Annotated in this window: 19 protein-coding genes; 10 read left to right on the top strand and 9 right to left on the bottom strand. The window is 71.5% G+C overall.

Annotation, left to right across the window (positions count from 1 at the left end):
• Positions 1-65: 65 nt before the first annotated feature.
• The 3 genes from gcvPB to gcvT all read right to left on the bottom strand — a co-directional run bounded on the left by gcvPB (position 66) and on the right by gcvT (position 4,806).
• Positions 66-3,137, bottom strand: coding sequence for an aminomethyl-transferring glycine dehydrogenase subunit GcvPB (gene gcvPB / locus ACFQRJ_RS11225; protein WP_377019173.1), 3,072 nt, complete (start codon positions 3,135-3,137; stop codon positions 66-68).
• A gap of 98 nt (positions 3,138-3,235) precedes the next feature.
• Positions 3,236-3,607: a glycine cleavage system protein GcvH gene (gene gcvH, locus ACFQRJ_RS11220; RefSeq protein ID WP_377019171.1), complete on the bottom strand. Its 372-nt coding sequence runs from the start codon at positions 3,605-3,607 to the stop codon at positions 3,236-3,238.
• A 65-nt stretch (positions 3,608-3,672) separates the two neighbouring features.
• Positions 3,673-4,806, bottom strand: coding sequence for a glycine cleavage system aminomethyltransferase GcvT (gene gcvT, locus ACFQRJ_RS11215; protein WP_377019170.1), 1,134 nt, complete (start codon positions 4,804-4,806; stop codon positions 3,673-3,675).
• A gap of 265 nt (positions 4,807-5,071) precedes the next feature.
• On the opposite strand from gcvT, the gene ACFQRJ_RS11210 reads away from it, so the two are divergent.
• Positions 5,072-5,644 carry a GNAT family N-acetyltransferase gene (locus tag ACFQRJ_RS11210; RefSeq protein ID WP_377019169.1) on the top strand — a complete coding sequence of 191 codons (573 nt, stop codon included), beginning with the start codon at positions 5,072-5,074 and terminating at the stop codon, positions 5,642-5,644.
• 27 nt (positions 5,645-5,671) lie between these two features.
• On the opposite strand, the gene ACFQRJ_RS11205 is transcribed toward ACFQRJ_RS11210, so the two are convergent.
• Positions 5,672-6,919, bottom strand: a complete 1,248-nt coding sequence (locus tag ACFQRJ_RS11205) for an arginine deiminase (protein ID WP_377019167.1) — start codon at positions 6,917-6,919, stop codon at positions 5,672-5,674.
• A 138-nt stretch (positions 6,920-7,057) separates the two neighbouring features.
• On the opposite strand from ACFQRJ_RS11205, the gene ACFQRJ_RS11200 reads away from it, so the two are divergent.
• Positions 7,058-7,897 (top strand): aldo/keto reductase, encoded by an 840-nt coding sequence (locus ACFQRJ_RS11200; protein WP_377019166.1) that lies wholly within the window; start codon positions 7,058-7,060, stop codon positions 7,895-7,897.
• Positions 7,894-8,673, top strand: coding sequence for an NAD-dependent deacetylase (locus ACFQRJ_RS11195; protein ID WP_377019165.1), 780 nt, complete (start codon positions 7,894-7,896; stop codon positions 8,671-8,673). Before ACFQRJ_RS11200 ends, ACFQRJ_RS11195 begins: the two co-directional genes overlap by 4 nt.
• A 64-nt stretch (positions 8,674-8,737) precedes the next feature.
• On the opposite strand, the gene epsC is transcribed toward ACFQRJ_RS11195, so the two are convergent.
• Positions 8,738-9,298 carry a serine O-acetyltransferase EpsC gene (gene epsC, locus ACFQRJ_RS11190; RefSeq protein WP_377019271.1) on the bottom strand — a complete coding sequence of 187 codons (561 nt, stop codon included), beginning with the start codon at positions 9,296-9,298 and terminating at the stop codon, positions 8,738-8,740.
• Positions 9,299-9,335: 37 nt separating this feature from the next.
• Positions 9,336-10,265 (bottom strand): cysteine synthase A, encoded by a 930-nt coding sequence (gene cysK, locus ACFQRJ_RS11185; RefSeq protein ID WP_377019163.1) that lies wholly within the window; start codon positions 10,263-10,265, stop codon positions 9,336-9,338.
• 188 nt (positions 10,266-10,453) lie between these two features.
• On the opposite strand from cysK, the gene ACFQRJ_RS11180 reads away from it, so the two are divergent.
• Positions 10,454-10,930, top strand: a complete 477-nt coding sequence (locus tag ACFQRJ_RS11180) for an SRPBCC family protein (protein ID WP_377019162.1) — start codon at positions 10,454-10,456, stop codon at positions 10,928-10,930.
• A gap of 30 nt (positions 10,931-10,960) precedes the next feature.
• On the opposite strand, the gene trpS is transcribed toward ACFQRJ_RS11180, so the two are convergent.
• Positions 10,961-12,037 carry a tryptophan--tRNA ligase gene (gene trpS / locus ACFQRJ_RS11175; RefSeq protein WP_377019161.1) on the bottom strand — a complete coding sequence of 359 codons (1,077 nt, stop codon included), beginning with the start codon at positions 12,035-12,037 and terminating at the stop codon, positions 10,961-10,963.
• A gap of 125 nt (positions 12,038-12,162) precedes the next feature.
• On the opposite strand from trpS, the gene ACFQRJ_RS11170 reads away from it, so the two are divergent.
• The 6 genes from ACFQRJ_RS11170 (at position 12,163) to ACFQRJ_RS11145 (ending at position 18,866) form a co-directional block, all read left to right on the top strand.
• Positions 12,163-13,419, top strand: coding sequence for a carboxylate--amine ligase (locus ACFQRJ_RS11170; RefSeq protein WP_377019160.1), 1,257 nt, complete (start codon positions 12,163-12,165; stop codon positions 13,417-13,419).
• Between the two features lie 22 nt (positions 13,420-13,441).
• Complete coding sequence (locus ACFQRJ_RS11165) at positions 13,442-14,716, top strand: carboxylate--amine ligase (protein WP_377019159.1); 1,275 nt, start codon at positions 13,442-13,444, stop codon at positions 14,714-14,716.
• Between the two features lie 118 nt (positions 14,717-14,834).
• Positions 14,835-15,317, top strand: coding sequence for a YbhB/YbcL family Raf kinase inhibitor-like protein (locus ACFQRJ_RS11160; RefSeq protein ID WP_377019158.1), 483 nt, complete (start codon positions 14,835-14,837; stop codon positions 15,315-15,317).
• A gap of 192 nt (positions 15,318-15,509) precedes the next feature.
• Positions 15,510-16,835, top strand: a complete 1,326-nt coding sequence (locus ACFQRJ_RS11155) for a glycosyltransferase (RefSeq protein WP_377019156.1) — start codon at positions 15,510-15,512, stop codon at positions 16,833-16,835.
• Complete coding sequence (locus tag ACFQRJ_RS11150) at positions 16,832-17,596, top strand: TVP38/TMEM64 family protein (protein ID WP_377019155.1); 765 nt, start codon at positions 16,832-16,834, stop codon at positions 17,594-17,596. The genes ACFQRJ_RS11155 and ACFQRJ_RS11150 overlap by 4 nt, the downstream gene beginning before the upstream one ends.
• 19 nt (positions 17,597-17,615) lie before the next feature.
• A complete protein-coding gene (locus ACFQRJ_RS11145) occupies positions 17,616-18,866 on the top strand; it encodes a glycosyltransferase (protein WP_377019154.1) in 1,251 nt (416 codons plus the stop codon).
• On the opposite strand, the gene ACFQRJ_RS11140 is transcribed toward ACFQRJ_RS11145, so the two are convergent.
• Together ACFQRJ_RS11140 and ACFQRJ_RS11135 are read right to left on the bottom strand one after the other, a co-directional pair.
• Positions 18,784-19,221 carry a heat shock protein transcriptional repressor HspR gene (locus ACFQRJ_RS11140; RefSeq protein WP_377019153.1) on the bottom strand — a complete coding sequence of 146 codons (438 nt, stop codon included), beginning with the start codon at positions 19,219-19,221 and terminating at the stop codon, positions 18,784-18,786. The genes ACFQRJ_RS11145 and ACFQRJ_RS11140 overlap by 83 nt on opposite strands.
• A 179-nt stretch (positions 19,222-19,400) precedes the next feature.
• Positions 19,401-20,447, bottom strand: coding sequence for a DnaJ C-terminal domain-containing protein (locus ACFQRJ_RS11135; RefSeq protein ID WP_377019152.1), 1,047 nt, complete (start codon positions 20,445-20,447; stop codon positions 19,401-19,403).
• Positions 20,448-20,560 lie beyond the last annotated feature (113 nt).

The following is a 20,560-nucleotide window of genomic DNA, read 5'->3' as shown; positions in this document are numbered from 1 at the left end:
AACCGGGCCGTCACAGCGGTTCATATCGACGCGCTCCGAGGCCGACGGTCCGTCGCGCGGCCAGGTCAGTCGCGGGGCCAGGTCGGGACCAGGTTGCGATCCCCGTGGGCCTGGTCGATGCGTCGCACCGGCGGCCAGTACTTCGACTGGATCCGCATCTGGGCGCTGTCGTGGACCGAGAGATCCTCCGGAGCGGACCGGCTGCCGGGGTAGACGGCCACCTCCCGCGAGTACGGGTGGCTCCACTCCCCCGTCGCGATGGAGGCCGCCGTGTGCGGGGCGCCCACCAGCGGGTTGTCATCCGCCGGCCAGCTGCCGGAGGCGACCTCGTCGGCCTCCTCGGCGATCATCAGCATCGCGTCGACGAAGCGATCGATCTCCGCGAGATCCTCGGATTCGGTGGGCTCGATCATGAACGTGCCGGCGACGGGGAACGACATGGTCGGGGCATGGAACCCGTAGTCGATGAGCCGCTTGGCGACGTCGTCGACGGTGATCCCGGTGCGCGCGGTCAGGGGCCGCAGGTCGACGATGCACTCGTGGGCGACCAGGCCGTTCTCCCCGGTGTAGAGGATCTCGTAGGCCTCCGAGAGGCGACGGGCCATGTAGTTGGCCGCCAGCACGGCCGCGGCAGTCGCGTGGCGCAGCCCCTCGGGACCCATGAGACGGATGTAGGTCCATGAGATCGGCAGGATCGAGGGGGAGCCGTAGGGCGCCTGGGAGACCGGGGGCCCCGCGTGGACCTGCGCGTCCCGCCCGGCGACCGGGTGCTTCTCCTCCTGGATGGCGGGGTGGCCGGGCAGGAACGGAGCCAGGTGCGACTTCGCCGCCAGCGGGCCCACTCCCGGGCCGCCGCCGCCATGGGGGATGCAGAACGTCTTGTGCAGGTTCAGATGGGAGACGTCGCCGCCGAACTCCCCGGGCCTGGCGACCTGCAGCAGGGCATTGAGGTTGGCACCGTCGACGTAGACCTGTCCCCCGGCGTCGTGGACGAGCTGGCAGACGGTGCGCACCTCCTCCTCGTACACGCCGTGCGTGGAGGGGTAGGTGATCATGATGGCCGCGAGTTCGTCCCCGTGGTCCTTGAGCTTCTGCTTCAGGTCCTCGAGGTCGATGTTGCCGCGATCGTCGGAGCCGACCACGACCACCCGCAGTCCGGCATTGACCGCGGAGGCCGCGTTGGTGCCGTGCGCGGAGCTGGGGACCAGGCACACCTCGCGGCCGCTCTCCCCCCGGGAGGCGTGGTACGCGCGGATGGCCAGGAGTCCGGCAAACTCGCCCTGGGACCCGGCGTTGGGCTGGAGGGAGACGGTGTCGTACCCGGTCAGATCCGCCAGCCAGGTCTCCAGCTGCTCGATCAGGTCGAGGTAGCCCTCGACGTCCTCGCGGGGCGCGAAGGGGTGGAGGGCGTTGAACCGGGCCCAGGTGACCCCGGCCATCTCGGTGGCGGCGTTGAGCTTCATGGTGCACGAGCCCAGCGGGATCATGCCCCGGTCCAGCGCGAAGTCCTTGTCCGCGAGGCGGCGGAGGTAGCGCATCATCGCGGTCTCGGAGTGGAACGAGGAGAAGACGGGGTGCTGCAGGAATCGGTCCTGGCGGGCCAGGGCGCCCCACCGCTGCCGTGCGCCGGGGCCGGCACCGGTCGCAGCCTCGCTGCCCGCGTCGGCGTCGGCGTCGGCGTCCGCGTCGGCGTCGGCGTCGGCGTCGGCGTCGGCGTCGAGCTCATCGTCGTCCCTCCCGAGCGCCGTGACGTCGCGCAGCTCCTGCCCCGGGGTCGGGGCATAGGGCGCGAAGGCGGCGGCGATCGCCTCCAGGTCGGCCGGCGTGACGGTCTCGTCCAGGGACAGGTGGACGACGTCGTCGCCGAGGGGGCGGAGCAGGAACCCGGCCTCGGCCATCGAGGCGGCGATGTCGTGGGCGAGGCCCGTGGCGCGCACCTCGAGGGTGTCGAAGAACGAGTCGTTCTCGAGCTCGAAACCGCTGCGCACGAGGTGGTCGGCCAGCGCTGCGGTGCGCGCCGCGACGCGGCGACCGATGCGGGCGAGGCCGTCGGGCCCGTGGTACACGGCGTACATAGCGGCCATCACGGCCAGCAGCACCTGGGCGGTGGTGATCGAGCTGGTCGCCTTCTCGCGCCGGATGTGCTGTTCACGGGTCTGCAGGGAGAGCCGATAGGCGGGGTTGCCCTCGGCGTCGACGGAGACGCCCACCAGCCGGCCGGGCAGCTGGCGCTCGAGTCCCTTGCGCACGGCGACGAACCCGGCGTGGGGCCCGCCGAAGCCGAGCGGGATGCCGAAGCGCTGGGTGGTGCCGATGGTGACGTCCGCGCCCAGGGTGCCCGGGGAGGCCAGCTGGGTCAGCGCCAGCAGATCGGCCGCGACGACGGCGACGGCCTTGGTCTCCTTGATCGCGGCGATCGTCTCGCGCGGATCCCACACCCGGCCGGAGGCGCCCGGGTACTGGATGAGCGCCCCGAAGTACTCGCCGTCGGCCGGCTCGCCGTCGGGCATGTCGCCGGCGGCGAAGTCGACCTCGCGCAGCTCGATGCCGAGCCCGTCGGCGCGCCCGCGCAGCACCTCCTTCGTGGCGGGAAGGGTGTCGGCGTCGACGAGGAACACGTTGCCGTTGCGCTTGGCGGTGCGGCGGGCCAGCATCAGCGCCTCGGCGGCGGAGGTGGCTTCGTCCAGCGTGGAGGCGTTGGAGACCTCCATCCCGGTGAGATCGCAGATCATGGTCTGGAACGTCAGCAGCGCCTCGAGCCGTCCCTGCGAGATCTCCGGCTGGTACGGCGTGTAGGCGGTGTACCAGGCCGGGTTCTCCAGCACGTTGCGCTGGATGACGGCCGGGGTGTGGGTGCCGTGGTACCCAAGGCCGATCAACGAGCGGCGCACGGTGTTGCGATCGGCGAGTGCGCGCAGCTCGGCCAGCGCCGCCGTCTCGCTGATGCCCTCGGGCACCGCCGATCCGGTCTCCGCACCGTCTCCGGCCAGAAGGATGGTCCCGGGCACCGCAGCGGTGAGCATCTCGTCCAGGCTCTCGTAGCCCAGGGTCTCGAGCATGTGGCGCTGGGCCGCGGGGTCGGTGCCGACGTGACGGCGGACGAAGGACTCGTGGTCGTGGACGGGCGAAGCGGTCATGAGGTGGGTGCCCCTGGGGTGTCGCGTCGTGGGAGTGGTGCGTCGTCAGGCGATGTGCGCGGGACCGGCCGGGCTCGGAGCGGGGCCGCCGCGCCTTATCAGGACTGTGTGAAGGCCTTGTAGTCCTCCGCGCTGAGCAGATCCTCCGGCAGCGACTCGAAGCGCGCGCGCAGCAGCCATCCCTGGTCGAACGGAGAGGAGTTGACCAGCTCCGGGGAGTCGACGACGTCCTGGTTGATCTCGGTGACGGTGCCGTCGAGCGGGGAGAGCAGGTCCGAGACGGACTTCGTGGACTCGATCTCGCCCATCTCGGATCCGGCGGAGAGTTCGGTGCCCGCTTCGGGCAGGTCGACGTAGACGACGTCGCCCAGCTGCTCGGCGGCGTAGTCCGTCACGCCGATGACGGCGATGCCGTCGGACTCGACGCGGACCCATTCGTGGTCCTTGCTGTAGCGGATCTCCTCGGTCATGGCGATGGTCCTTCCTGGGGCGGGGCTCGGGCGGATGGGGGTGCTGGGGTCAGCGGTGGGGCGGATCAGCGGCGGGAGTAGAAGGGCAGCTCGACGACGCGGACCGGGAGGGGCTTGCCGCGGACGTCGACGACGAGCTCGGTGCCGGCCTCGGTGAGGTCCGGCCGTACGAGCGCCATGGCGATCGGGTGGCCGAGAGTCGGCGAGAGGGCTCCGGAGGTCACGGAACCGACCTCGACTCCGTCGGCGGTGCGGACGCTGGAGCCGGCGCGGGCGGCGCGGCGACCCTCGGCGACCAGCCCCACCAGGACAGGACGGGACGAGACGTCGGTGTTCTCCACGCCCGCCCGGCCGACGAAGTCGTCCTTGGTCGACAGCGCGACCACGCGGCCCATGCCGGACTGGGCGGGATGCAGGTCGCGGCCCAGCTCGTGGCCGTACAGCGGCATCCCGGCCTCGAGACGCAGGGTGTCGCGGCAGGCGAGTCCGCACGGCGTGAGATCCTCGCCTCCGGCGACGGTGAGCTGCTCCCACAGTGGGGCGGCGAGATCGGCCGGGACGTACAGCTCGAAGCCGTCCTCCCCGGTGTATCCCGTGCGGGCCACCAGCAGCTGCCGGCCGCGGTAGGTGCCCTGGGCGACGCGGTAGTACTTCATCTCCGTGAGGTCTTCGGCGGCGATGCCCTCGATGCCCGTCTCGGCGCCGGCGAGGACGCGCAGCAGGATCTCCTGGCTGCGGGGGCCCTGGACCGCGATCAGGGCGGTGCGGTCCGAGGCGTCCTCGACGCGGGCGTCGAATCCCTCGGCGCGGGCGGTGATCTCCTGGGCGTCGATCTCCGCGTTGGCCGCGTTGGCGACGACGAGGTAGTGCTCCTCGGCGAGGCGATAGGTGATGACGTCGTCGATGACGCCGCCCTCCTCGGTCAGCAGCAGCGAGTACTTCGCTCGTCCCACGGAGATGGCGGACAGCTTGCCTGCCAGGGCGTTGTCGAGGGCCTGCCCGGCCTGGGGGCCCTGGACGTGGATCTCGCCCATGTGGCTGAGGTCGAACAGTCCGGCACGCTCGCGGACTGCGGCGTGCTCGGCCAGGTCGGAGCCGTAGCGCACGGGCATCCGCCAGCCGGCGAAGTCCGTGAAGGTCGCGCCGAGGGACTCGTGGATCGCCTCCAGCGCGGTGCTGCGCAGGGCCTGCTCAACCATGGTGCTCCTTCTCGTTCTGTGCTCGCCACGGAGCGAGCGCCGCCCGTCCATCTCGCGGCACGGACCGGGCGCGCCGGCGGCCTGCCCCGGTGCGATGATCCGGCCGCCGCAGGCCTCACCCTACCGCCCGGCAGGGCGCGACGCGGCCGCTCGGTCCGGCGTCATGCGGCTGTGACCACGCAGTCCGCACCGTCGGCCGGTCACCGCGAGGCCGAGCGACCCGAAGGTGCCGAGCGCCCGGGGACCAGCTTGTACCGTGGAGGCCGTGACAAAGGAAGGCACGACCGAGTGGCCGATACGGATCCGCAGCCAGCGTCTGGTGATCCGGCCGCCCGGTGATGGCGACCGCGACGCCATGATCCGCCTGATGACCGATCCCGTCACCCGGGAATACCTGGGCGGAGCCCTGGACTACGCCTCCCGGCAGGCGCTCGAGCTCTCCCCGCTGGGGCTGACCTGGGGACGCTGGGTGCTGGCCCGGGCGGAGGACGACACCATGATCGGGTCCATCACGCTGGACTACGACCGGGGCGAGCTGGAGCTCTCCTACGCGCTGCTGCCCGAGTGGACGGGACGGGGCTATGCCGCGGAATCCTGCGTGGCGCTGCTGGCCTGGGCCCGCGACGAGCTCGAGGACGACCACGTCATCGCCGTCAGCCAGACCCGCAACAAGCGCAGCGTGGCCCTGCTGCGCAAGCTCGGCTTCACCGTCCGCAAGGGGCTCGAGGAGTTCGGCACCCAGCAGCTGCTGCTCGAACGCTCGCTGGAGGATCCGCTGCCGGAGCAGACGCTGATGATCCAGTCGGAGTCCGATCCTCCGCCGCCCACACGGCGCTGAGCGGTTCTCGGTGGCGCCCGGGGGAGGTCAACCGCGGGCGACCGGGCAGCTCATGCACCGCGGACCGCCGCGACCGCGACCCAGCTCGTCGCCGGCGAACTCGAGCACTTCGATGCCCTGGGCGCGGAGGTAGTCGTTGGTCGCCGCCGCTCTCTCGTAGGCCACCACTCGCCCCGGGGCGAGGGCGAGCACGTTGCACCCGTCGTCCCACTGCTCGCGTGCAGCGGTGTACGGGTCCAGCGGCGCGCTGAGCACTCGCAGTGCGTCCACGCCGAGCCCGCGGGCGAGCACGGAATCCATCTCGTCGGCGGCACGCGAGCGCGAGATCAGACGGTCACCGGGCCGCTCGATCTCGAACGTCTCCAGCGGCCCCAGCGGCCCGTGGCGCAGCATCGAGTCGTGGTCGACAACGGTGGTGACCGTGTCCAGGTGCATCATCGAGCGCCGGTGCGGCAGGGCGATGGCGATCACGCGGTCCACGGTGCCGTCCTCGAGCAGGTCGCCCGCGAGCCGTTCGACGCCGACGGCGCTGGTGCGCTCCGAGAGTCCGAGCGCGACCACCCGCGGGGACAGCATCATCACGTCCCCGCCCTCGACGGTGGCTGCACCTGCGCCGCCGCTGCCGACGACGCGTCGCGGGCCGGATGCCCCGGCGAAGCGCGGATGGTGCCGATAGATCGCCTCCAGGTGCAGGCTCTCGCGGCGCCGTGCCGACCTCCGCATCGGGCTGACCGCGGCCACGTCCCCGATCCACGCCGAGGAGTCGCGCGTGAACAGATGGTTGGGCAGCGGATCGAGCACCAGGTGCTCCTCCCCCATCCGTTGCAGGGCGATGGACCGGGGAGTGACACCGAGTCCGCGCAGCTCGGCGACGGTGATCCCGGCGATCAGCACCTCCCCCAGAGCGGCCGACGGCATCTCGCCGAGCGCCTCGGTCAGGTCCTGGACGGCGATGTCTCCCAGCACCGTCGGATCCAGCGCCCGGTGCAGCAGGTCGCTGCGGACCTCAGGCACCTCGAGCAGGTCCGTCAGCAGTTCGCTCAGCTCGAGGACCTCGACGCCCTCGCGGCGCAGCAGGGCGGAGAACTCACGGTGCTGGCTGCGGGCGCGATCGCGCCACAGCACCTCGTCGAACAGGAACCGCTCGCGAGTGTCCGGGGTCAGCCGTTCGAGCTCGGCGCCGGGCTCGTGCAGGATCACCCGCCGCAGCGGCGAGATCTCGTCGTGCACTCCGGCCTGGTCGTGCTCTCGGGTCTGTCGGGACGCAGCGTCCATGGGTTCTCCTGAGGGCGAGGGCAGGGACGGGGACGGGGACGGGGACGGGGACGGGGACGCCAGTAAACACCCCGAGACGTGCCGGGCGCGGATCGATACGCTGGCGGTGTCCGCACGTCGTTCCCGCAGGAGGCCCCCATGACCACGCTGTCCATCCCGACCACGACCCTCGCCGACGGCTCGCCCTTCCCGCTGGTCGGCTTCGGTACCGCCGGCCTGCGGGGCGCCGACGGCTGCGAGTCCATCGCCGCGGCGATCCGCGCCGGGTACCGGCTGCTGGACACCGCCGCCCAGTACGGCAACGAGGCCGCGGTGGGCGAAGCCGTGCGGCGCAGCGGCGTCGATGCCGACGAGGTGCTGGTGACGACGAAGATCGCCGGCGGCGACCAGGGGCGCGAGGCGGCCCGCACCGGGTATCTGGAGTCGCTGCGGCGCCTGGGGCTCGAGCGCGCCGCCCTGGTGCTGATCCACTGGCCGAACCCCTCCCGCGGGCTCGCCCTGGAGACCTGGCGCACGCTGATCGATCTCAAGGAGGAGGGCAGGGCGCTGCACATCGGCGTCTCGAACTTCCGCCCCGAGCAGCTGCAGGAGCTGGTCGACGCCACCGGCGTATGGCCCGAGGTCAACCAGATCCAGCTCTCCCCCGCGCTCCAGCGCCGCGAGGCGGTCGCCTTCCATCGCGAGCACGGCATCGTCACCGAGGCCTGGGGACCGCTGGGCGGCCGCGACGGGCTGGGCGCGCAGTTCGCCCTGCGCAAGGTGGCCGACAAGCACGGCGTGACCACCTCCCAGGTCTCGCTGCGCTGGGCCGTGGACCAGGACATCGTGGTGATCCCGAAGTCCAGCGACCCGCAGCGCCAGCTCACCAACGCCACCCTCGACCAGATCACCCTCGACGACGAGGATCGCGAGCTCCTGGCGACGTTGGACCTGGGCGAGGAGGAAGCCTGGGACTCCCGCGAGCACGAGGAGTGGTGAGCCGGGAGGACCGGTTCTCACCCGGCGGTGAGCACCGCGAGATCGTCTTCCTGACCGGGTCGGGCCTCAGCGCCCGCACCGGCCTGGGCACGTTCCGCGGACCGGACGGCCTGTGGGCGCTGGAGCCGGAGACGGAGCAGGCGATGCACGCCGACCAGCTGCCCCGGTCGCTGCCGCTGCTGTGGAAGGTCTGGGGCAGGATGGGCCGGATCGCGCTCGAGCACGGGCCCACGCCCGGGCACCGCGCGATCGCACGTCTCGGTGCTCCCGTGATCACGCAGAACATCGACGGGCTGCACCAGGCCGCCGGCAGCGAGGTCGTCGCCGAGCTGCACGGCAGCGCGCTGCATGCCACCTGCATGGGGTCGGGATGCCCGTGGCGCGGCCGGGTCGAACCCGGCGACGGCGAGCGCCCCGAGGACCACGGGGTCCCCGCCCGCTGCCCCCTGTGCGGGTCGCCGACGCGGCCGGACGTGGTGCTGTTCGACGAGATGCTGCCGCAGGGCCCCCTCGACCTCGCGACGCGGCTTGCCCAGCGGGCGGACCTCTTCGTCGCCGTCGGCACCAGCGGTGTCGTGTTCCCGGCGGCGCAGCTGGCACCCACCGCCCGGTCGCACGGGGCCACGACGGTGCTGATCGACGTCGATCCGCCGCAGGACCCTGCGCTGAGGGCCGCCTTCGATCATGTCATCGCCGAGGACGCCCACGAGGTGCTGCCCGAGTGGGAGCGCGAGGTCAACGGCGTCGGCGGGACCTCGTTCCTCCGCCCCTTCTGAGGCGGGCCCGCCGGGCGATGAACGGCCGAGCGCCGGGAGCGTGTCGGTGTCTCGTCGGGTCGACTCAGATCCAGATCGCCGGGTCGACCTGCTCCTGGGGGTGGGCGGCACCGGTGCGCACCTGCGCGGGCACACCCACCGCGGTGGCCAGCGCCGGCACGTCCTTGACCACCACGGCGTTGGCACCGATCTGGGATCCCTGTCCGAGCACGACAGGGCCGATCACCCGCGCCCCGGCGCCGATGGTGACTCCGTCCTCGACGGTGGGGTGGCGTTTGACGGGTTCCATGGAACGGCCGCCGAGGGTGACGCCGTGGTACAGCATGACGTCGTCCCCGACCTCGGCGGTCTCGCCGATCACGACACCCATGCCGTGATCGATGAAGAAGCGCCGGCCGATGGTGGCACCCGGGTGGATCTCCACGCCGGTGATCGACCGGGCGCCCTGGGCGATGATCCGCGCCGACAGCGTCGCCCCGCGCTCCCACATCTGATGGGCGAGGCGGTAGGTCCAGATCGCATGCAGTCCCGGCGACGTCAGCAGCAGGGAGAGGTCATCGGTGGCGGCGGGATCGCGCCGGCGTGCCGCCGCGAGGTCCTCGCGGACCGTCGCGACGGCACCCATGGCGCGACCGACCAGGCCGCGGACGAGAGCCAAGGGATCAGTCCGCGTACTGGGAGAACAGCGGCGTGGAGAGGTACCGCTCGCCGAAGGAGGGCACGATCACGACGATGGTCTTGCCGGCGTACTCGTCGCGGGAGCCGACGCGCACGGCCGCCTCGATCGCGGCGCCGGAGGAGATCCCGACCAGCAGGCCTTCCGAACGGGCGGTGGCGCGGGCGCGCTCCATCGCGGTCTCCGCGTCGATGTCGAGCACCTCGTCGTAGATCTCGCGGTCCAGGATGCTGGGCACGAAGTTCGCGCCGATGCCCTGGATCTTGTGCGGGCCGGGCTGGCCGCCGTTGAGGATTGCGGACTCCTCGGGCTCGACCGCGATCATCGTGACCTCGCTCTTGCGCTCCTTGAGCACCTGACCGACGCCGCTGATCGTGCCGCCGGTGCCGATGCCGGCGACGACCGCGTCCACCGAGCCCTCGGTGTCGTCCCAGATCTCCTCGGCCGTGGTGCGGCGGTGGATCTCGACGTTGGCCGGGTTGTCGAACTGCTTGACCTGGACGGCACCGGTCTCCTCGGCGACCTGCTCGGCCTTCTCGACCGCGCCCTTCATGCCCTTGGCGGCCTCGGTGAGGATCAGCTCGGCGCCGTAGGCGCGCAGCAGCATGCGGCGCTCGTTGGACATCGACTCCGGCATCGTGAGGATGACCTTGTAGCCGCGCGAGCTGCCGATCATGGCCAGGGCGATGCCCGTGTTGCCGCTGGTGGCCTCGACGATGGTGCCGCCGGGCTGCAGTTGGCCGGACTCCTCGGCGGCATCGATCATGGCGACGCCGATGCGGTCCTTGACGGAGTTGGCGGGGTTGTAGAACTCGAGCTTGGCGAGCACGGTGGCCTTGACGTCGTCGCCGAGGCGATTGAGCTTGACCAGCGGGGTACGGCCGACGAGTTCGGAGACGTTCTCGTAGACGGGCATGCTTCCTCCTGTGGACTGGATCTCCCGGAGCCCCAAAGGGGCACTTTCCCCGAGCATAACGGGAACTCGGAACGGCCGTGGCCGGATCCGTCCTTCGGCAGCACCCGCGGAGTCCCGGGTTCGGGTCACCCCCTCGAGCGGGTCCACAGGCTGCACAGCTCCCGCGGCTGAGCGCATAGGCTCGCGCCATGACGTACGAGCTCGACGCTTCCCTCTGCGTGCCCGCCACCCCGGAGGAGGTCTACGCACTGCTCAGCGACATCACGCGCACCGGCGAATGGAGCGTCCAGACCGAGAAGGCCGAATGGAACTCCGAGGCCCGGGGCGTGGGCGCGACGTTCACCGGTCATAACCGCACGCCGGAGCGGACATGGCAGACCGTCTCCACGGTCGTCATCGACGAACCCGGCCGGGAGTTCGCGTGGTCCGTGGGCCCGGCGGAGGTGATCTGGGGCTACCGCATGCAGCCACAGGACGGCGGCACCGAGCTGATCCAGTACACCCGGTTCGGCGAGCGCGCCGAGAAGGTCTTCGCCGAGCGGCACGGCGAGGATGCCGCGAGGCAGATCGAGATCCGCCGGAAGGCAGCCCGTGCCGGCATGCCCGCCACCCTCGAGCGCATCGCCGCGATCCTGCGAGGCCAGTCGCCGGCCACGGAGCGCTGAGACGCGGCGGCGCGCCCGGCGAGGAACCGGTCAGTACACCATGCCCATGACCTCGCGCACGCGCGCCAGGGTCTGCTCGGCGACCTCGTTCGCGCGTTCGTCGCCGGCGCGCAGCACCCCGAACAGGTACTCCGGGTCCTGTTCGATCTCGGCCCGGCGTGCGCGGATCGGGGCGAGGTGCTCGTTCAGCGCCTCGGCGGCCAGCATCTTCAGGGTGCCGGAGCCGGCGTCGCCGACCTCGGAGGCGATCTCCTCGGGCGTGCGCCCGGTGGCCTCCGAGGCGATCGTGAGCAGGTTGGCGACCTCGGGGCGCCCCTCGGGGTCATAGGTGATCCGTCGCTCGGAGTCCGTCTTGGCCTTCTTGATCTTCTTCAGGGTCTCGTCCGGGCTCATCCGCAGCATCACGGTGTTGCCCAGCGACTTGCTCATCTTGGCCGCACCGTCGAGGCCCAGGATGGTGGGGGCGTCCGACAGCAGCGCGTCGGGCTCGGTGAAGACCTGCTCTCCGTCCGCGTAGCGCTCGTTGAAGCGCCGGGCGATGACACGGGTCTGCTCGATGTGGGGCAGCTGATCCTTGCCCACCGGGACCACGTTGCCGTGGCAGAAGAGGATGTCCGCGGCCTGATGGACCGGGTAGGTCAGCAGCAGCCCGCCCATCGCGGACTTCCCGGCCGCGGCGAGCTCGGCCTTGACGGTGGGATTGCGCTCCAGCTCCGGCTGGGTGACCAGCGAGAGGAACGGCAGCATCAGCTGGTTCAGCGCCGGCACGGCCGAGTGCGCGAAGAAGGTGGACTTCTCGGGGTCCAGGCCGACGGCGAGGTAGTCGGTCAGCAGCTCGCGCACCGAGCCGCGGATGTCACCGACGACATCGCGGTCGGTGATCACCTGGTAGTCGGCGACCAGCACCCAGGTCTCGATCCCGGCCTCCTGCAGGCGCACCCGGTTACGCAGCGACCCGAAGTAGTGGCCGATGTGCAGGGCGCCGGTGGGGCGGTCCCCCGTCAGCATGCGCAGCCCCGAGGGGTCGCTCTCGATCTGCTTCCAGATCTCGTCACTGCGCTGGCGGGAGGAGTCGTAGCTGGTGCGGGAGGAGGTCGGTGCGGTCACCGCTCCATGCTAGCGGCCCCGTTCGGATCCGCCGTGGCCCCGCGGGTTGCCGCTGCGCCGCGCCCCGCCGCTCTGCAGGAGCTTGCGCATTCTTGCACGTGCCGCTCGCGGATAAGATCTTCCGCATGCCCGCCACTGCCCCGGCCGATCCCGGGTTCGACGTCGTCGTCCTCGGGGCCGGTCTGAACTCCTTGAACCTGACCATCGCCTTCCATCAGCAGTACGGGATGCGCTGCACCACCGTGGTGCGCATCCCGGTGGCGATGAACGAGCACACCGTGACCACCGACCTCGAGGTGCTCGGAGCCGAGGCGAGCGATGAGGACATGCGCGATGCTCTGCTCGAGCTCGCCTCCCGGCGCGCTCCGGGGCGCCCGGCGCTGCTGCTGACCAACGCGGACTCCCTGATCGACTTCATCGACCGCTTCCGCGCCGACCTCGAGGAGCACTACCTCCTGGCGCAGGTCGACGCCGATCTGCTCGCGCGTCTGGCCGACAAGGCGGAGTTCGCCGAGATCTGTGAGCGGCTCGGCATCGGCACTGTGCCCACGGTGATCGTCGATTTCGCGCGGGCAGGCGAGAGCGACTGGAACGGCACCGATGAGCTGCCGTGGGCCTACCCGGTGGTCGGCAAGGCCGCCAATACTGCCGAGTACCACCACGTGCAGTTCCCCGGGAAGCGGAAGGTCTTCTTCCTCGAATCCGCCGAGCAGCAGCAGGATCTCGTGCGGCGGCTGCGCGAGTCGGGCTTCACCGGGAGATTCCTGTTCCAGGAGCTCATCGAGGGCGATGACACCGCCCAGCGCTCGATCACCGCCTACCGCTCCAGCCGCGGCAAGGTCACCCTGCTCTGCGCCGCCCAGGTGCTGCTGGGCGAGCACACCCCCGATGCCCTGGGCCGGCCCGCCGCCATGGTCACCGGCGACTTCCCGTCCCTGACCGCCGCCGCGGAGAGGTTCCTCGACGCGGTGGACTACGTCGGCTTCGCGAACTTCGATGTGAAGGTCGACCCGCGCACCGGCCGCGAGTGCTTCTTCGAGATCAACCCGCGCATCGGCCGCAACAACTACTACGTCACCGCAGCCGGGGAATCCGTGGCCCGGCACGTCGTCGAGGATCGCGTCCACGGCCGGGACCTCGAGCAGGTCGTGGTCACCGACACCGTTGTGTACTCGATCCTGCCGGTGCGCCTGGTGCTGCGCTACCTGCGCGATCCCGCGCTGCGGGACCGGATCCGCCGCGTGGCGCGCACCTCCCTGCGCAACCCCTTCCGGTACGGTCCTGAAGGTCTGTGGATGCGCGCCTACTCCGTGCTCTCGGGCCTGAACTTCGTGCGCAAGTTCCGCGCCGTGTACCCGCGGCCCACCGACACCGGATTCTGATCCTGGGAAGGACCCCGCCCCGATGCCCGACACCCCCGCCCGCCCCTTCGCCGTCGATCCCTCGCCCGGGATCGACCTGGTGCTGCTGGGCGGTGACATCGGCATCTACGCGCTGGCCCGCGCCTTCCACGAGGAGTACGGGATCCGGGCCACCGTGGTGACCCGCAGGGTCGTGGGCCCCGTCGCGGATTCCTCCATCCTGGAGACCGTCGAGGTCGGGATGTCCGCGAGCGAGGACGAGCTGATCCGGGCCCTGCTCGAGGTCGGGTCCGGCAAGGCCTCCGGGCCGGCCGGGCACCGCCCGATCCTGCTGGCCAATGCCGACTTCCTGGTCTCGCTGCTGGCCGCCCACCGCGACCGCCTGAGCCAGTACTTCCATCTCCCCCTGCTCGCTGACGACGTGCTGGCCACGGTGGCCGACAAGGCGGCATTCAGCGAGGTCTGCGAGCAGATCGGGGTGCCCACGCCGCGCACCGTCGTGCTCGATTTCGCCGGCGGCTCCACCCCGGAGGTGCCCGAGCTCGATCTCGGCTGGCCCGTGGTCGCCAAGGCCTCCCGCTCCTCGGCGTACAACGCGGTCTCCTTCCCGGGCAAGCGCAAGGTCTTCGAGTTCCACGACCGCGCCCAGCTGCTCGACCTGGTCGGCCGGCTCAGCGCCGCCGGGTACACCGACCGCTTCGTGGTCCAGGAGATGATCCCGGGCGATGACACGTCCATGCTGTCGGTGACCGCGTACGTCGACACCCGCGGGAAGGTGACGCTGCTGGGCGGGGCGCAGGTGCTGCTGGAGGAGCACACACCCATCGCCCAGGGGAACCCGGCGGCGATGTACACCACCGACCTGCCCGACGTGCTCGAGCAGTCCGTGCGCTTCCTCGAGCACACCGGCTACCGCGGCTATGCGAACTTCGATGTCAAGATCGATCCGCGCGATGGCATCGCCAAGTTCTTCGAGGTCAATCCCCGCATCGGTCGCAACAACTACTACATGACCGCGGCCGGCGCGAATGTCGCCGTGCCCGTCGTCGCCGATCTGGTCGAGGACCGCGAGGCGGAGCGGATGGTCCCGCAGCAGGAGATCCTCTACTCGATCGTGCCCTGGATGCTGCTGCGCCGGTACATCATCGATCCGGACCTGCGCGCGCGGGTGCGGGAGATCGGTCGGCGCTGCACCGTCCACCCGCTGTCCTACGGCCCGGAGGGACCGCGGCGCCGCGCCTACGTCCTCGCCGCCCAGGCGAACCAGGTCAAGAAGTTCCTCCAGCACTACCCGCGACCGTCGGCCGACGGATTCTGAGCCGGACGCCCCCACCGACGGCGGCGCGGGCAGAGCGGTCGCCTGAGCGGTCGGCCGAGCGGTAGGCCGGGCCGCCGGCCGGTCGACAGCGCGCCCGCACCTGCTTACGCTGGCAGGCATGAGCGAGAACACCTTCACCGTGACCTCGAACGCGACCCCGGACGGCACCGAGGTGGCTCCCCAGCAGCTGGTGGAGAACCTCGGCGGGCAGAACCTCTCTCCGGACCTGACTTGGTCGGGCGCCCCTGAGGGCACCCGCTCGTTCGCGGTGACGCTGTTCGACCCGGACGCCCCCACCGGTTCCGGCTTCTGGCACTGGATCGCGTGGGACATCCCTGCCACCACGACCTCGCTGCCCCTCGGCGTCCCCCGCGAGGAGCCCTCCCTGCAGCAGGGCGTCAACGACTTCGGCAACCGCGGGTACGACGGCCCCGAGCCGCCGGCCGGACCGCCGCACCGCTACACCTTCACGGTCCACGCCCTGCCGGTCGAGACGCTGGGTGCGGACCCCGACGGCCCGCACATCGGGGCCCGGTTCGCGATCTTCAGCCAGCAGCTGGCCTCCACCTCGCTCACCGCGCATTACCAGGTTACGAACTGACGCACCAGGGGGAAACACTCCGCGACGGCTCGGGCGTGCCCCGTCGTGGTCGAAGATCGCCGCCCGTAGGCTCGAACCATGAGGTCGAGGACATCCCACGGTGAGTGGACGAGGCAGATATCAGACCGGAGTCTGACCCCGTTCATCCGCTCGACGGACGACGGAGACGCCTCCGAGTGCGAAGGTCGAGGGGTGAACGTGATCCAGATGCGCCCCGCCGACCGGGCGGCCACCGCCCGGACCGCCGCCGAGCGGACCGGGGGCGAGCGCCGCGGCGGGGAGCGTGCCGGCGGTGAACGCACCGGCGGCGAGCAGCGACCGCTGCGGGTGCTGCTGACCACCGACTGGTGGGAGCCGGTCGTCAACGGCGTCGTCGCCTCCGTCGCCACTCTGCGCCGGGAACTGATCGCGCTGGGCTGCGACGTCCGCGTCCTCACCCTCTCCCAGGGGATCCGCACCCGCAGCGAACCCGGCGTCTACCGCATCGGCTCGGTCTCCGCGGCCATGTTCTACGACCGGGCGCGGATCGGCATGCCGGCCAGCCGTCGAGTTCTGCGGGACATCCTGCGCTGGCGGCCGGATGTGATCCATTCCCACTGCGAGTTCTCCACCCATGTGTGGGCCCGCCGGATCGCCCGCACCCTCTCGGTGCCGCTGATCCACACGTACCACACCATCTACGAGGACTACACGCACTATTACTCCCCCAGCCGCACCGTCGGCCGCAAGGTGGTCGCGACCTTCTCGCGGCGCGTGCTCTCGGGCACCGACGCCGTCGTCGTCCCCACCGCCAAGGTCGCCGCGCTGCTGAGCGGGTACGGGGTGCGCCGGCCGGTCCACGTCGTCCCCACGGGGCTGGATCTGGAGCGTTTCCGGCCGGCCGCCTCCGAGGCCGAGCGGGCCGACACCGCCGCCCTGCGCTCGCGGCTGGGCATCGGCGCGGACCACAAGGTGCTGGTCTCGGTGTGCCGCCTGGCCAAGGAGAAGAACCTCGACGAGGTCCTGGACATGGTCGCGGCCGCCGATCGCAGCGACGTGGTCCTGGTGCTGGTGGGCGAGGGCCCCTATCGCGAGGAGCTCGAGGAGCGCGCGCGGCAGCTGGGCATCGCCGATCGCGTCGTGTTCACGGGCGTGGTCGAGCCCGCCGAGGTCCAGCGCTGGTACCGCGTCGGCGACGTGTTCGTCAGCGCCTCCCTGAGCGAGACCCAGGGCCTGACCTTCATCGAAGCCCTCGCCAGCGGCCTGCCGCTCCTGTGCCACCGGGACCCGTCGCTGGCCAGCGTGGTCCTCGACGGCCGCACCGGCCACCAGTACGAGACCGCGGCGGAGTTCACCCAGCACCTCTCGGCACTGCTGGATGACCCGCGCACGCGCCGCGAGATGGCTGCGGCCGCGGTCGAGCACGCCGCGGCCACCTTCGGGGCCCGCCGGTTCGGCCGCTCCGTGCTCGAGGTGTACCAGCAGACGCTGCTGCGTCACTCCCCGCGCGTCATCACCCGGATGGCGGCCGTGGCATGAGCACCGCGATCCAGTCCGCACCGACCGCCGTGGCCGTCCCCGGCGGGATCTCGCGCGCCGAGCGCTCGACGCTGGAGCTCGCCGGGGAGCCCGGGACCGTCGCGCCACCGCGCATCGGGGACCACGGGGAGCTCGGAGCGCTCGGAGGGTTCGGAACCGGCCCCGCCGCCCCGGCCCGTCGGGACCCCGTGCGGATCGCCGCCCGCCTCTCCCCGCTGCTGGGACTCGGGCTCAGCATCGGCTTGATCTGGTGGGGCCTGCAGACGGGCGTGCTGCAGTCACTGGCGAACCTCCAGAGCTTCATCGACTCCCTCGGAGCCTGGGGACCGGTCGCCTTCCTGATCGTCTCCGCCGCCTCGGTGGTGTTCCCGATCGTGCCCGGTGGCCTCCTGGTCATCGCCGGCCCGGTCCTGTTCGGTCCCGTCGAAGGCACCCTGCTGAACTACATCGCCGTGTGCACCGGGTCGCTCCTGAACTTCCTGATCGCCCGGCACGTCGGCCTCGCGCTCATCGAACGGATCTTCCGCCCGCGGACGGTCGAGAAATTCCTGGGCTGGACGCGCAACGCCCACTTCACCCGCGCCTTCGGCCTCGCGATCGCGCTGCCGATCGCGCCGGACGATCTGCTGTGCTACATCGCCGGGACCACCCGGATGCGGTGGCGCACCTACGCGGCGATCATCCTGCTGTGCAAGCCGTGGGCCCTGATCGCGTACGGGCTCGGCGCCAGCGCCATCCTGCTCCGCGTCCTGCCCTGGTGAACGGAGGAGAGTCATGCTCATGAGGACCCGCGCCGTCAGGCGCCCCCGCCGGCCCTGGGACCCGGCCGTGCACTGGCTGGACCATGTCGTCCACACTCTCCTGCCCGGGCGGCACCCGCGCCGCAACGTGCGCACCCATGAGCCGCTGCGCGTGCTCATGCCGCACGGCATGGCCGGGCTCGCCCGCGAATCCGGGATCGGAGCGGCGATCCGGCATCAGGAGTCCGTGGTGCGCGCGCTCGGGCACAAGGTGGTCACCAATCCGCTGCTCCCCTTCGATGTCGTCCACCTCAACACCCCCTTCCCGGACACCCCGCTCCTCGCGCGCTGGGCCCGTCTATGGCGCCGGCCCGTGCTGGTGTGGGCGCACTCGACGGAGAACGACTTCCGCGATTCCTTCCCCGGCTCCAACCAGCTCGCGCCGCTGTTCCGGCGGTGGATCTCGCACCTGTACCGCCTCGGGGATGCCGTGGTCACGCCCAGCGAGTACTCCCGGGAGCTGGTCTCGGACCCGAAGTACGGCATCACCAGCAGCATCCATGTGCTCTCCAACGGCGTGGACACCACGTTCTTCCGTCCGGATCCCGAGGCGCGGCCGCGGCTGCGCGAGTCCCTCGGCATCGCCCCGGATGCGAAGGTGGTCATCAGCGTCGGCATGCAGCTGGTGCGCAAGGGGATCCTCGACTGGGTCGAGGTGGCCCGACGGATGCCCGAGGTCACCTTCGTCTGGTACGGCCGCACGGACGAGCGCCTGCTGACGGCCGACGTCGAGCGCGCTCTGGCCACTGCGCCCTCGAACGCCCTGTTCCCCGGCTACCTCCGCCCCGACAAGCTGCGTGAGGCCTACTGCGGCGCGGACGTGTTCTGCTTCCTGACCAAGGAGGAGACCGAGGGGATCGTGCTGTGGGAGGCACTGGCCTGCGGAGTTCCCGCCCTGGTGCGGGCCATCCCGCTGTACCGGGACCGGATGCCCGACGGGGTGCTGACCCACCAGGTCGCCGGCGACGGCCCCGAGTTCCCGGCCGAGGTCGCGCGCAAGCTCACCGATCTGCTGGAGGGGCGGCTCGAGGACCTCACCGAGGCCGGGCGGCTCGCCGCCGAGGACGTCGATCTGCGCTCGGTGGCCCGCCGGCTCGAGGAGATCTACCGGCTGACGGGCGTGCAGCCCCATCGCCGCTCGCGCGGTCTCACTGCCGACGCGAGGGACGCCACAGTACGAGCGCGCCTCCGCCGCGCCGCTGGGGCCTCTCGCCCCGGCGCAGCGCGCTGATCTCCCCGTCGCGGTCGGCCGAGAACACCCGCCGCTGCGCGGGGGTCATCGCGTCGAGAGTCTCCTGGACGCTCTCGAGCTGGTCGGCGAGGTCGTTGACCTCGTCCTGCAGCTCCATGATCCGTTTGATCCCGGCGAGGTTGATGCCCTGGTCCTGGGAGAGTCGCTGGATCTCGCGCAGCTTCGCGACGTCGCGCGCACTGTAGCGCCGGCCCCGCCCGCGGGTGCGCTGCGGGGAGACCAGGCCCAGCCGGTCGTACTGGCGCAGCGTCTGCGGGTGCATCCCGGACAGCTCCGCGGCCACGGAGATCACGAACACGGGTGCGCGCTCGTCGATGCGGTGCGGGCCGGCCATCGGGGATGCTCCTTCCTGCGCCAGTTCTACGCGGGATACCTACGTCGGGCGAGGTCTGCTCTCTGCTCCGTCCTACTCTGCCAGGCCGGGGCCTGCCGCCGGCGGCAGCCGGCGCACGAGGACTCGGTGGCGAGAGGCCGCGCCGGCGGAGCGGCGAGGCCGCCCCGCCGGAGCGGGTGTCAGCGGGCGGCGGCCTCCGCCAGTCCTGCCCGCGGGTCCTCGTCGGCCAGCGCCTCGCGCAGATCCTCGACGGCCCGCTTGGCCTTGCCCTCGACGTGGGTGGGCACCGCGACCTGCACGGTGACCAGCAGATCACCCGTGGTCTTCTTCGTGGTGATGCCCTTGCCGCGCACCCGCAGGGTGCGGCCCGACGGGGTGCCCGGTGGCACCTTGACGCTCACGGAGCCGCCGTCGAGCAGCGGCACCGACAGCGTGGTGCCCAGGACCGCCTCGTCGAAGGAGATCGGGACGGTCAGGCGCAGGTTCGCGCCGTCACTGCTCCAGACGGGATGCTCCTCGACGTCGAGGGTCAGCAGCAGGTCGCCCGCCGGGGCCGAGCCGGGACCGGGGCGTCCCTTGCCGCGCAGCCGGATCTTCTGGCCGTCATGCACGCCGGCCGGGATGCGCGCCGTCACGGTGCGTCCCTCGACGTTCAGGCGGATCTCGGTGCCCAGCGCGGCGTCGCGGAAGCCGATGCGGGTGCGGGCGGAGATGTCGGCCCCCTTCGGCGGGGCGCCGCCTGGTCCACCGGCGCCGCCGAAGCCGCCCGTGGCGCCGAATCCGGCCGGACCGCTGCTGTAGCCACCGCCGGCCTGCCCGCCGAACATGCGCAGGATGTCCTCGAGATCCGGCTCTGCCGCGCCGCCCCGGGCGCCGCGTGCCCCGGCGCCGGAGAAGCCGCCGCCCTGGCCGCCGAACATGGAGGAGAAGACGTCCTCGAAGCCTGCACCGCCGGGGCCGCCCTGGCCCGCGGAGAAGCGCGCGCCGCCGGAACCCATGGCATGGATCGCGTCGTACTGCTGACGCTGCTCGGGATCGTTGAGCACCGAGTAGGCCTCACCGACCTCCTTGAACTTCTCCTCGGCCGTGGGGTCGTCGGGATGACGGTCGGGGTGGAACTTCTTGGCCTTGGCCCGATAGGCCTTCTTGATCTCCTGCGCGCTCGCGTCCTTCGAGACGCCGAGGACCGCGTAGAAGTCCTTGTCGAGCCAGTCCTGTCCGGACATGTGCGTCTCCTTTCGGGAGCGTCAGGGGCTTCCTGGGGTCGGTGGGCGGTGAGTCGGTGGGTGAGAGATATGGGGCCGACGGGACACGCCCGCCGGGGCGGGGAGGGCGGGGC

The organism is Brachybacterium sp. GCM10030252 (assembly GCF_042666535.1).
In the GTDB taxonomy this organism is placed as follows: Bacteria; Actinomycetota; Actinomycetes; order Actinomycetales; family Dermabacteraceae; genus Brachybacterium.
This window is presented reverse-complemented; position numbering and strand designations above follow the sequence as displayed.

Coding starts and splice junctions, on each gene's coding strand:
- gcvPB (WP_377019173.1), bottom strand. CDS start 3,137: ATGACCGCTTCGCCCGTCCACGACCACGAGTCCTTCGTCCGCCGTCAC.
- gcvH (WP_377019171.1), bottom strand. CDS start 3,607: ATGACCGAGGAGATCCGCTACAGCAAGGACCACGAATGGGTCCGCGTC.
- gcvT (WP_377019170.1), bottom strand. CDS start 4,806: ATGGTTGAGCAGGCCCTGCGCAGCACCGCGCTGGAGGCGATCCACGAG.
- ACFQRJ_RS11205 (WP_377019167.1), bottom strand. CDS start 6,919: ATGGACGCTGCGTCCCGACAGACCCGAGAGCACGACCAGGCCGGAGTG.
- ACFQRJ_RS11200 (WP_377019166.1), top strand. CDS start 7,058: ATGACCACGCTGTCCATCCCGACCACGACCCTCGCCGACGGCTCGCCC.
- epsC (WP_377019271.1), bottom strand. CDS start 9,298: ATGGGTGCCGTCGCGACGGTCCGCGAGGACCTCGCGGCGGCACGCCGG.
- cysK (WP_377019163.1), bottom strand. CDS start 10,265: ATGCCCGTCTACGAGAACGTCTCCGAACTCGTCGGCCGTACCCCGCTG.
- ACFQRJ_RS11180 (WP_377019162.1), top strand. CDS start 10,454: ATGACGTACGAGCTCGACGCTTCCCTCTGCGTGCCCGCCACCCCGGAG.
- ACFQRJ_RS11170 (WP_377019160.1), top strand. CDS start 12,163: ATGCCCGCCACTGCCCCGGCCGATCCCGGGTTCGACGTCGTCGTCCTC.
- ACFQRJ_RS11165 (WP_377019159.1), top strand. CDS start 13,442: ATGCCCGACACCCCCGCCCGCCCCTTCGCCGTCGATCCCTCGCCCGGG.
- ACFQRJ_RS11160 (WP_377019158.1), top strand. CDS start 14,835: ATGAGCGAGAACACCTTCACCGTGACCTCGAACGCGACCCCGGACGGC.
- ACFQRJ_RS11150 (WP_377019155.1), top strand. CDS start 16,832: ATGAGCACCGCGATCCAGTCCGCACCGACCGCCGTGGCCGTCCCCGGC.
- ACFQRJ_RS11145 (WP_377019154.1), top strand. CDS start 17,616: ATGAGGACCCGCGCCGTCAGGCGCCCCCGCCGGCCCTGGGACCCGGCC.
- ACFQRJ_RS11140 (WP_377019153.1), bottom strand. CDS start 19,221: ATGGCCGGCCCGCACCGCATCGACGAGCGCGCACCCGTGTTCGTGATC.
- ACFQRJ_RS11135 (WP_377019152.1), bottom strand. CDS start 20,447: ATGTCCGGACAGGACTGGCTCGACAAGGACTTCTACGCGGTCCTCGGC.